This is a genomic window from Bacteroidota bacterium, from assembly GCA_030017895.1.
Lineage (GTDB): Bacteria > Bacteroidota > Ignavibacteria > UBA10030 > BY39 > JASEGV01.
In genome coordinates, this window is sequence record JASEGV010000159.1 from 1 (window position 1) to 707 (window position 707).

The following is a 707-nucleotide window of genomic DNA, read 5'->3' on the forward strand; positions in this document are numbered from 1 at the left end:
ATTCGGTTTTAAGCCGGGCATTTCCATCAAGCGTAATGATAGTTCAGGATCATCGAGCGAACGTATCTGTGGAATTTTTGCTTCTACGGCTTCGACTGCTTTTGAGAATGATTGCAGCTCGAAGTTGTTATTGAGCGCCTCATCAATCAGTTGTTCTAAAATAAGTTTCGGCTTCTCTTGTGCTAATAAATTTATTTGTAAGAAAATTAATAATAACCAAATTATGGTTTTCATATTTTACCTGTTATGAATGATTTAAAAAATTCTAAATGATAATATCCAAACTCTAAACAAATTCAAATAATGGATCTCAAAACTATATAATAAAAAACTTGAGTTTAGTCCGCTAAAAGCGGTTAGGGTTTCGCCCGACCGACCGAACGTTGCATAGCTTAATATCAGTCGTTCGGACAGGGATTTAGAAATCTAAATCAGAAGTGAAGAATTCAAGATGGGTATATCTTCGATAAGAGGAGGGGAGTAGGTGCCAGTTAAAAATAGTTTTAAGCTATATTGGAATTCAATACTCGGTGAAGTATGGAGTATTGGAGTAATGGAGTGTTGAATTGATGAAAACACATCATATTTTTGTGCTTGGAGAAACTCACTTGTATTCCGATCTGCGGCGATGATTGTTTTGCAGCAACTAGATTCGGTCGTGCTGAGTTGCACCTGCTCATCTTTGTTTGTCTCAGGATGGCACATTG

The 707-nt window shown here is 36.8% G+C and carries 2 protein-coding genes; both read right to left on the reverse strand.

Annotation, left to right across the window (positions count from 1 at the left end; translation table 11 throughout):
• On the reverse strand, positions 1 to 234 hold a 234-nt coding region (locus tag QME58_14425), incomplete at its 3' end, for a hypothetical protein (GenBank protein ID MDI6805008.1).
• A gap of 192 nt (positions 235 to 426) precedes the next feature.
• On the reverse strand, positions 427 to 707 hold a 281-nt coding region (locus tag QME58_14430; GenBank protein ID MDI6805009.1), incomplete at its 5' end, for a hypothetical protein.